The sequence below is a fragment of the Mycobacterium sp. genome, assembly GCF_051006775.1.
Lineage (GTDB): Bacteria > Actinomycetota > Actinomycetes > Mycobacteriales > Mycobacteriaceae > Mycobacterium.
In genome coordinates this window covers 18,890-29,101 of the sequence record NZ_JBPCSX010000062.1, presented here as the reverse complement: position 1 = coordinate 29,101, position 10,212 = coordinate 18,890, and the positions used below count along the sequence as shown (strand labels likewise).

Below are 10,212 nucleotides of genomic sequence, written 5' to 3'. Positions count from 1 at the left end.
CTTCACGATCGGCGGGTAGGGGGGCGTGCGGGTGCGGGGGCGTGCGGGTAGGGGGGCGTGCGAGTGCGGGGGGCGTGCGAGTGCGGCGGGGTGCGCAGGTGCCGCGGGTACTGCTGGAAGATCAGAGCTTGCTGAATGCCTGGGCCAGCGCGGACTTCTTGTTGGCGGCCTGGTTCTTGTGGATGACACCCTTGGTGGCGGCCTTGTCCAGCTTGCGGCTGGTAGCGACGAGCAACTCGCCGGCCTTGTCCTTATCGCCCTCGGAAGCGGCGGAGCGGAATGCGCGGATCGCGGTGTGCAGCGAGGACTTCACCGACTTGTTGCGCAGCCGACGGCGCTCGTTGGTGAGGATTCGCTTCTTCTGCGACTTGATGTTGGCCACGCGTCAGTTCCTTAAATGGTCAAAAGCTGGTCTTGTATGCCGGGGCGAGCTGCCCTCACAGCGTCCTGCGAGAATACCAGCATGGGTGCTCCAGACCCAAAGTGGAGACCTTCGGCCTGCGAAAACGGGGATTCTGATGCAGCATGTGACCCGTGACTTCAGCTAGCGGCACCCGGGGCGGCACCCCGCCCGTGCTCGACGACGCCGAGATCTTCGGCGGCTACAGCGACCTCGGGCCCTACTCGGCCGCGTTCGACGAGATGTTCGACCGTCAGGGGCGGGTCAGAGCTCCCTACCGGGGCATCTATTCCGAGCTCGCCCCCACCAACGGCGAAGAGCTGAGCGGCCGCGCCGACGCACTGGGCCGGGCCTTTGTCGATCAGGGCATCACCTTCGCCCTTTCCGGGCAGGAGGAGCGGCCGTTCCCGCTGGACCTGGTGCCTCGGGTGATCTCGGCGGCGGAATGGTCGAAGCTCGAAGCCGGTATCACCCAGCGGGTGGTCGCCCTGGAGCGCTTCCTCGACGACATCTACGGCGACCAGGCGATCCTGCGCGACGGGGTGCTGCCGCGCCGGCTGGTCACCTCCTGCGAGCACTTTCACCGTGAGGCCGCCGGAATCAGCCCGCCCAACGGGGTTCGCATCCATGTGGCGGGTATCGACATCGTCCGGGACGCCCAGGGCATCTTCCGGGTGCTGGAGGACAACCTGCGCTCCCCGTCCGGGGTCTCCTATGTGATGGAGAACCGCCGGGTGATGACCCGGGTGTTCCCGAACCTGTTCGGCACGCACCGCGTCCGCTCGGTCGACGACTACCCGTCACACCTACTGCGCGCGCTGCGCAACGCGGCGGCCACCAACGAGTCCGATCCGACCGTCGTGGTGCTCACACCCGGACCGTTCAACTCGGCCTACTTCGAACACTCCCTGCTGGCCCGTCAGATGGGTGTCGAACTCGTCGAGGGGCCCGATCTGTTCTGTCGCGACAACATCGTCTACATGCGCACCACCGAGGGTGAGCGACAGGTCGACGTCATCTATCGCCGGATCGACGACGAGTACCTCGACCCCATGCAGTTCCGGCCGGACTCGGTGCTCGGGGTGGCCGGCGTTCTCAACGCCGCCCGGGCCGGCAACGTGGTGATCTCCAGTGCGGTCGGCAACGGTATCGGCGACGACAAGCTGGTCTACACCTATGTGCCCACCATCATCGAGTACTACCTCGGCGAGAAGCCGCTGCTGGCCAATGTCGACACGCTGCGGTGCTGGCTCGACGAGGAACGCGTCGAGGTGCTCGACCGGCTCGACGAACTGGTCATCAAACCGGTCGAGGGATCCGGCGGTTACGGAATCGTGTTCGGCCCCAGCGCAACCGAGAAGGAACTGGCGGCGGTCCGCAAGAAGATCATCGCCGATCCGCGCGGTTGGATCGCCCAGCCGGTGGTGCAACTCTCGACGGTGCCGACCAAGGTCGGTGACACCCTGACGCCCCGGCATGTCGACCTGCGCCCGTTCGCGGTCAACGACGGCGAGAAGGTGTGGGTGCTGCCGGGCGGCCTGACCCGCGTCGCGCTCACCAAAGGCTCACTGGTGGTCAACTCCAGCCAGGGTGGCGGATCCAAGGACACCTGGGTGCTCGCCTCCCGCACCTCGGCCGCGGTGCGAGAACTCTCCGCTGCCCAGGTGGTGCGCAGTCTGCCGCGCTCGCCGATGTCCGCCGCCGACCTGCATCCGCTGCAGCAGCAGCCGCTTGCCGGTCAGCAGCAACAGCAACAGCAACAGCAGCAGCAGGCCGCACAAGACGGGGAGGTCTGCTGATGCTCGCCCGCAACGCCGAAGCGCTGTACTGGATCGGCCGCTATGTCGAACGTGCCGATGACACCGCCCGCATTCTGGATGTCACGGTTCACCAGCTGCTCGAGGATTCCAGCGTCGACCCCGACCACGCCTCCCGAATCCTGTTGGACGTCATGGGAATCGAACCGCCGGCGTCTCGGCTGGACATGTGGTCGCTGACGGATCTGGTCGCATTCAGCCGCGGGGTGCCGGGAGGGTGCTCGATCGTCGACACCATCAGCGCCGCCCGGGAGAATGCCCGCTCGGCCCGCGAGGTCATCTCCAGCGATATGTGGGAGTGCCTCAACACCACCTACAACGCCATGCCCGAACGCGAGCGCGCGGCTCGGCGACTCGGACCGCACGAATTCTTCACCTTCATCGAAGGTCGCGCCGCGATGTTCGCCGGACTGTCGGACTCCACGCTGTCCCGTGATGACGGTTACCGCTTCCTGGTCCTCGGCCGCGCGCTGGAACGGGTCGACATGACGATGCGGTTGCTGCTGTCGCGGGTGGGGGACAGCGCGTCCTCACCGGCCTGGGTCAGCGTGCTGCGTGCCGCCGGCGCCCACGACACCTATCTGCGCACCCACCGTGGCGTGCTCGACGCCAACCGGGTCGTCGAGTTCATGCTGTTGGATCGGTTGTTCCCCCGGTCGGCGTTCTACTCGCTCAAACTGGCCGAGCACAGCCTCGACGAGTTGATGAAGAGCCCGGCGCATCGGGCCGGGCCGGGCACGGAAGCCCGCAGGCTACTCGGCCGGGCCCGCAGTGAGTTGGAGTTCGTCCGTCCCGGCGCCCTACTGGAATCCCTGGAGGAACGACTCGCGGGCCTGCAGATCACCTGCCGCGATGTCGGCGAAGCCCTTGCGCTGCAGTACTTCCGGCCGACGCTGTGGGTGGCCTGGTCGGATGCCGGCCAGGCAGACGAACTGGTCTTTGAGGCGGGGGAGCTCTGATGTGGCGGATGCGTGTGGTGCACGAGACCGGGTACGCATACAAGGGGCCGGTGACCGCGTCCTATAACGAGGCCCGGCTCACTCCGCGGTCGGATTCCCGGCAGAACGTCATCATCAACCGCGTCGAAACCGCGCCGGCCACCCGGTCGTACCGCTACGTCGATTACTGGGGCACGCTGGTGACCGCCTTCGACCTGCACGCCCCGCATATCGAGTTGGAGGTCACCTCCTCCTCGGTGGTGGAGACCGACAAGCCCGAACCGCTGACCAAGGCGCTCGACTGGAACGGGGTGCGGTCCAGCGCGGTCGCTGACCGGTATCACGAGTACCTCATTCCGACCGGGCACACCCCGGCCAGCAAGCGGATCGGCCGGGTTGCCGGCCAGCTGGCCAAGGGGAATGAACCCCGGGAGGCGGTGCTCGGGGCGGTCGACTGGGTGCGCAGTCAGGTCACGTACACCCCCGGCAGCACCGGTGTGCACTCATCGGGCCTGGATGCGCTCAAGGAGGGGCAGGGGGTCTGTCAGGACTTCGCGCACCTGACCCTGATCCTGTTGCGGGCCTTGGGTATACCGGCCCGCTACGTGTCGGGCTATCTGCACCCCAAGGACGACGCGGAAATCGGTGAAGCGGTCCAGGGCGAGAGTCACGCCTGGATCCAGGCCTGGACCGGCGCCTGGTGGAACTATGACCCGACCAATGACACCGGCATCAACGAGCAGTACGTCAGCGTCGGATACGGCCGCAGCTACGCTGACGTGGCGCCCCTGAAGGGTATCTATCTGGGGCAGGGGTCCAGCGATCTGGACGTGGTCGTCGAGATGACCAGACTGGCTTAAACCGACACCTTCAGCAGGTCGTCGCCCAGCTCCACCCGGCCGCTGAACTCGGCGGCGGCCAGCGCGCGCCACTGGTCCTCCTGACCGGGCACCAGTGCCGGGACGTAATGGGTGAGCACCAGGGTGTCCACCCCGGCCCGCGCCGCGGTACCCGCGGCCTGCTCCACCGATGAGTGGTAGTCGAGAATGTCCCGAATCCGCTGCACGGGCATCTGCTCGACCAGATCCTTGCGAATCACGGTGTGCACCAGAACGTTTGCACCGCTGGCAAGTTCGTCCAGGGTGGCACACGGTACGGTGTCCCCGGCCAGCACCACCGATGCTCCCGGTGCATGGATCCGGAAGGCGATCGAGGGTTCGACCGGCCGGTGGTCGGTGGGGGCGACGGTGATTCGCACGTCATCGCTGTTCCACACCAGACCTTCGACATGTTCCTGGACGTCCAGCGCCGGCGGCTCGGTGATGTCCGCATGGTGGCCGATGCGATAGGAGATGTCGGGGGCCAGCGCGGCGAGGATGGAATCCACCACCGCCCTGGTGCCCGGTGGGCCGATGATCGGCAGCGGGGCAGGGCCGAAACTGGTGATCCATCGGGTGGTGATCACGTCGGCCAGATCGGTGATGTGGTCGCTGTGCAGGTGGGTCAGCAGCAGGGCGGTGAGTCCGTTGGCCTGCACGCCGGCCGCGGCCAAGCGCATCAGCACCCCCCGCCCGCAGTCCACCAGGAAGGCCGCCCCCGCGGCCTGCACCAGGGTCGAGGGCCCGGCGCGGTTCGGGTCGATCATCGGGCTGCCGGTGCCGAGCAGGGTTACGTCCATCTGCACTGTCTTACTCCTGAGGTTTCACTCGCGGTCGGGCGGGGCGTTGTCGCCCGACGTGAGAGTTGTCGCCCGACGTGAGATCGGTCACGGGAACTGCGGGACTAGCTCCAGGAGTACTCGGTGCGCAGCCGGGTGGCGATGATCTCGAACGTCGGGTGGTCCAGGATCGCGCCCTCCCGACGGATGCCCTCCTCGGGCACATCCAGGACCCGGTCCAGCCGTACCCAGCTGGGCCGGCCTTGGCCATCTCCATAACCGGAGTCCCAGTCGCCGGAGCCGATACCCACCCAGGTCGCGTCATCGGCGTGATGAATCTGGCTGGACAGCATCAGACCCAGCAGGGTCCGGCTCTCCCGACCGACTACCAGGACCGGGCGATCCTTGCCGCGGGTGGGGTCATCCTCGAAGACGACCCAGGTCCAGACGATCTCCCCGGGATCGGCCTGGCCGTCCAGGTCTGGCGCGTACTGGACCCGGCGGGCCCGGTGCGCGGTGGGTGAACTGCTGTCGGTGACCGGCCGGCCGGAGGTGATCGCGATGGGCTGATCGAAGACCGGGCCGCCGATGATGGCTTCCAGGCCCATCCGGAGGCCCTGCTGGATGGTCCGCTGAACGCCCTGCGGCTCCTGAAGTTGACGCAGCAATTTGGGGGCCTCGTTGAACACCAGGTGCTCGGTGCCCCTCAGAATCTGCTGAAACGTCTTCCACTGCGACGCCATGTGCCCGAGCATAGGCGAGCCGGAGAACTCCGCGGCCGCGCCGATTGTGTGACGACGGCGCCGCCTGGATACCCTGGAGCCACCCCACGACGGTTCACCAGGAGATTCCCATCAGCAGTTTCGCCGACCAGACCTTCACCGCGCCGGCGCAGATTCGAAACTTCTGCATCATCGCCCACATTGATCACGGCAAGTCGACGCTGGCCGATCGGATGCTGCAGCTGACCGGTGTGGTCGCCGAGCGCGATATGCGGGCGCAGTACCTGGATCGGATGGATATCGAACGCGAGCGCGGGATCACCATCAAGGCGCAGAACGTCCGGCTGCCCTGGACGGTGTCCGCCGGCGAGGATGCCGGTGATCAGGTGGTCCTGCACCTCATCGACACTCCCGGTCACGTCGACTTCACCTACGAGGTCTCCCGCGCGCTGGAGGCCTGCGAGGGTGCGGTGCTACTGGTCGACGCCGCCCAGGGCATCGAGGCTCAAACCCTGGCCAACCTCTACCTGGCGCTGGATCGCGACCTGACGATCATCCCGGTGCTCAACAAGATCGACCTGCCCGCCGCCGACCCGGAGCGCTACGCCGCTGAGTTGGCCCACATCATCGGTTGCGAACCCTCCGAGGTGCTGCGGGTGTCCGGCAAGACCGGTGAGGGAGTGGCGGAACTGCTCGACGAGGTTGTGCGCAAGGTCCCCGCACCCACCGGCGACGCCGATGCGCCCGCCCGGGCGATGATCTTCGACTCGGTGTACGACATCTATCGGGGCGTGGTCACCTATGTTCGCGTCGTCGACGGCAAGATCACGCCGCGCGAGAAGATCAAGATGATGTCGACCGGCGCCACCCACGAATTGCTCGAGGTCGGCATCGTCTCCCCGGAGCCCAAACCCACCGTCGGCCTCGGCGTCGGCGAGGTCGGCTATCTCATCACCGGGGTGAAGGACGTCCGGCAGTCCAAAGTCGGCGACACCGTCACCAGTGCCCGTCACGGCGCCACCGAGGCACTCACCGGATACCGCGAGCCCAAGCCGATGGTCTACTCCGGCCTGTATCCCGTTGACGGGTCGGACTATCCGAACCTGCGGGAGGCACTGGACAAGCTTCAACTCAATGACGCCGCGCTGACCTACGAGCCGGAGACCTCGGTGGCGCTGGGCTTCGGCTTCCGGTGTGGCTTCCTCGGCCTGCTGCACATGGAGATCACCCGGGAACGCCTCGAGCGGGAGTTCGACCTCGATCTCATCTCGACGGCGCCCAACGTGGTCTATCGGGTGATCGCCGAGGACGGCGCCGAGAAGGTCGTGACGAACCCCTCGGACTGGCCCGACGGCAAGATGCGGGAGATCTACGAGCCGATCGTCAAGTGCACGGTGATCTCCCCGAGCGAGTTCATCGGCACCATCATGGAGTTGTGCCAGTCCCGCCGCGGCGAACTCGGCGGCATGGACTACCTGTCCCCGGAGCGGGTCGAGTTGCGCTACACGATGCCGATGGGGGAGATCATCTTCGACTTCTTCGACGCGCTGAAGTCGCGCACCCGCGGTTACGCCAGCCTCGATTACGAGGAGGCCGGCGAACAGGAGGCCGCACTGGTCAAGGTCGACATCCTGCTGCAGGGCGAGGCGGTGGACGCCTTCAGTGCGATCGTCCACAAGGACTCCGCTCAGGCCTACGGCAACAGGATGACCGTGAAGCTCAAGGATCTGATTCCGCGCCAGCAGTTCGAGGTGCCCATCCAGGCTGCCGTGGGCTCCAAAATCATTGCCCGCGAGAACATTCGGGCCATCCGCAAGGACGTGCTCGCCAAGTGCTACGGCGGCGACATCACCCGTAAGCGCAAGCTGCTGGAGAAGCAGAAGGAGGGCAAGAAGCGGATGAAGACCATCGGCCGGGTCGATGTCCCGCAGGAGGCCTTCGTCGCCGCCCTGTCCAGCGAGTCGGCCGGTGACAAGTCCGGCGACAAGTCGCGGAAGTAGGCGGTCCATCAAGGCATGGGCCGTTTTCGCGGTGGTTGTGTGCGCCGCGGCGGGCTGTTCGTCCACCGTCGACGGCGTGGCGCGCCGCCAGTACTCTCCGGCCGCCGCACTGATCGAGGCACTGCCCACCGCTGACGAGGTGTCGATGGCCGTCGGCAACCCACTTGATGCGCCCGGCCCGCCGAAGGTCGGCTCGATCTCCGTTCTTCCCAACGGGATTCGAACCAGCGATGACGCCACCCCACTGGACTGCCTCGGTGCGGTCACGCCGTTGATGCGGGTGGTCTACGAGAGTGGGGGCGTGCAGGCGGCGGCCTGGCAGGACTACGCCCGCTTCGGTCGGGGCCTGACCGCCTCCAGTGCGGAGGCCGGTGTGGTTCTGATGGACTCCGAGGAGGCGGCCTCCCGGACCTTCGCCACGTTCGTCACCAGGTGGCGGGGATGCGACCGGACAACGGTGACGATGCACGGTCTGGAGTTGACCGTGACCGATGTGCGGGTGCTGGGCCCGGTTCTGACGGCCACCATCCTCAGCGATGCCGGCGGGGGAGAGCAGTTCCCCACCGAACATGCCGTGGGTGTGGCAGCCGACTGCATCGTCGACGTCGACATCGCGATCACCGACCCCGATCCACAACGGCGGGTGCCCGGCGCTCGGGCGGCGGATCTGGTCCGGCTGATGCTGGACAGGATCACCCAGGGACGCTGATCAGGTCGGGGAGTTGGCCGGCTGGAATCCGCCGGTGCTGTCGGCCTGCTCCTCGGCCCGGATGACGTGCACCACTGCGTTGATCAAGGCCAGGTGGGTGAACGCCTGCGGGAAGTTCCCGAGATGCCGGCCGGTCCTGGGTTCGATCTCCTCGGCATAGAGGTGCAGTGGGCTGGCGAAGGACAGCAGTCGTTCGCACAGATGTCGCGCGCGGCTCACCTCGCCGATCTCCACCAGTGCCGAAACCAGCCAGAACGAGCAGATCGTGAACGAGCCCTCCTCGCCGCTCAGACCGTCATCGGTCTCGTGCACCCGGTAGCGCAGCACCAGACCGTCCTCGGTGAGTTCGTCGGCGATCGCCAGCACGGTGGCCCGCACCCGGGGGTCATCGGACGGTAGGAACCGCAGCAGCACAACCAGCAGCAGCGAGGCGTCGAGCGCGTCGTCGCCGTAGCGCTGGGTGAAGACCCCGCGGGAGTCCACCCCGTTGGCCAGGATATCGGCCTTGATCTCATCGGCGATCGCCCGCCACTCCTGCGCGTAATCGAATGACCCTCGCAGCTCAGCGAGTTTCGCGCCGCGATCCAGTGCCACCCAGCACATCACCTTCGATGAGGTGAAGTGCTGCGGCTCACCACGAACCTCCCAGATTCCCCGGTCCGGCTCGCGCCAGTGCTTGATGGCCTCCTCGACCTGTTCCTTGAGCACCGGCCACAGCGAGTCGGAGATGTTCTCCCGTGACTTGCAGTGCAGGTAGACCGAATCCAGCATGGTCCCCCAGATGTCATGCTGCCGTTGGTTATAGGCGCCGTTGCCGATTCGGACCGGGCGGGCGCCGTTGTAGCCGGAGAGATGATTGAGTTCGCCCTCCACCAGTTCGCGTTCCCCGCCCACGGCGTACATCACCTGCAACGGGTGCTGCTCACCGTTGTTTGCTCCGGACACGTCGGCGATGAAGGAGAAGAAGTCGTCGGCCTCGCGGTCCAACCCCAGGGTGTAGAGGCCCCACAGGGCGAAGGTGGAGTCCCGCACCCAGGCATAGCGATAGTCCCAGTTGCGCACGCCCCCAGGGGTTTCCGGCAGCGAGGTGGTGCTCGCTGCCAGCAGGGCACCGGTTGGGGAGTAGGTGAGTCCCTTCAACGTCAGCGCGCTGCGTTGCAGATAGGCCCGCCACGGGTGATCGGGAAAATGCCCGACATTGATCCACTGCCGCCAGGCCTCACTGGTCTGCCACATCTTCTCAGCGGCTTCCTCATAGGTCTGCGGCGCGGGATGCTTCGACCAGGACAGCGCGACGAAGGCGTTGTCCCCCTCTTTGAGCCGGGTGCGGGCGCGCGCCTCGCGGCCTTCCAGGCCGATCCGCAGGTTGGTGGTCAGCCGCAGTTCGGGGTTGGCGTCGGGATCGGTGCGGGCGGTGGCGACCGCCTCGCCGTAGGCGTCGGCGGAGTACTCCCAGGCGGCGTTGATCCGTCCGTAGTCGAACGACGGCTCGCAGTTCATCACCACCTCGACCGTGCCGCTCACACATCGCACCGTGCGCAGCAGGATGTGTTCGGCGTCCCAGTCCATCGGGGTGCGGCGATGGGTGTTCGACCGTGCCTCCAGGTCATGCCAGGGACCCATCGCCAGTGCGTCGCGCACGATCAACCAGCCGGTCGGCGTCTGCCAGGTGGTCTCCATGATCAGGCTGCCCGGCAGATACCGGCGGGCGGCCGGCACCGTCACCCCGTACGGGCCCAGCCGGAAGTGCCCGGCCCCCCGGTCCAGGATCGCCCCGAAAACGCTGGGGGAGTCCGGCCGCGGCACGCACATCCACTCGACCGCACCGGCCGCCGATACCAGACAGGTGTTCTCGCAGTCGGACAGGAACGCGTAATCGGCGATCGGTGGGAACGGGCTGCGCGACGCCCCGGGGAGATCTGTCGCACTTTGCCTCACCGTGATCGGAACCTGGGCAACCATCCCAACA

General features: G+C 66.8%; 9 protein-coding genes. 5 read left to right on the top strand and 4 right to left on the bottom strand.

The features are described from left to right. Positions 1–121: 121 nt before the first annotated feature. Positions 122–382: a 30S ribosomal protein S20 gene (gene rpsT / locus ACR2JI_RS05075; protein WP_526388680.1), complete on the bottom strand. Its 261-nt coding sequence runs from the start codon at positions 380–382 to the stop codon at positions 122–124. Between the two features lie 260 nt (positions 383–642). Between rpsT and ACR2JI_RS05070 the strand changes: the two genes are divergently transcribed. From ACR2JI_RS05070 to ACR2JI_RS05060, 3 genes are read left to right on the top strand one after another with little or no spacing between them, the layout of a single operon-like run. Next, positions 643–2,199 (top strand): circularly permuted type 2 ATP-grasp protein, encoded by a 1,557-nt coding sequence (locus ACR2JI_RS05070; RefSeq protein ID WP_526388684.1) that lies wholly within the window; start codon positions 643–645, stop codon positions 2,197–2,199. Next, positions 2,199–3,176 (top strand): alpha-E domain-containing protein, encoded by a 978-nt coding sequence (locus tag ACR2JI_RS05065; RefSeq protein WP_526388678.1) that lies wholly within the window; start codon positions 2,199–2,201, stop codon positions 3,174–3,176. The genes ACR2JI_RS05070 and ACR2JI_RS05065 overlap by 1 nt, the downstream gene beginning before the upstream one ends. Beyond that, complete coding sequence (locus tag ACR2JI_RS05060) at positions 3,176–4,015, top strand: transglutaminase-like domain-containing protein (RefSeq protein WP_526388676.1); 840 nt, start codon at positions 3,176–3,178, stop codon at positions 4,013–4,015. Before ACR2JI_RS05065 ends, ACR2JI_RS05060 begins: the two co-directional genes overlap by 1 nt. Here the strand turns inward: ACR2JI_RS05060 and ACR2JI_RS05055 are convergent. Beyond that, positions 4,012–4,833, bottom strand: a complete 822-nt coding sequence (locus tag ACR2JI_RS05055) for a ribonuclease Z (RefSeq protein WP_526388682.1) — start codon at positions 4,831–4,833, stop codon at positions 4,012–4,014. The two genes, ACR2JI_RS05060 and ACR2JI_RS05055, sit on opposite strands and share 4 nt — an antisense overlap. A gap of 104 nt (positions 4,834–4,937) precedes the next feature. Then, entirely contained in the window at positions 4,938–5,555 is a 618-nt protein-coding gene (locus tag ACR2JI_RS05050) for a type II toxin-antitoxin system PemK/MazF family toxin (protein ID WP_526388674.1), read from the bottom strand. Between the two features lie 44 nt (positions 5,556–5,599). Here ACR2JI_RS05050 and lepA point away from each other — a divergent pair, with 44 nt between their 5' ends. Next, positions 5,600–7,534, top strand: coding sequence for a translation elongation factor 4 (gene lepA / locus ACR2JI_RS05045; protein ID WP_526388672.1), 1,935 nt, complete (start codon positions 5,600–5,602; stop codon positions 7,532–7,534). 76 nt (positions 7,535–7,610) lie between these two features. Next, positions 7,611–8,243: a sensor domain-containing protein gene (locus ACR2JI_RS05040; protein WP_526388670.1), complete on the top strand. Its 633-nt coding sequence runs from the start codon at positions 7,611–7,613 to the stop codon at positions 8,241–8,243. On the opposite strand, the gene ACR2JI_RS05035 is transcribed toward ACR2JI_RS05040, so the two are convergent. Further along, the gene (locus ACR2JI_RS05035; protein ID WP_526388668.1) at positions 8,244–10,205 is read right to left on the bottom strand and encodes a glycoside hydrolase family 15 protein; all 1,962 of its coding nucleotides are present in this window, start codon (positions 10,203–10,205) and stop codon (positions 8,244–8,246) included. Positions 10,206–10,212: the final 7 nt, after the last annotated feature.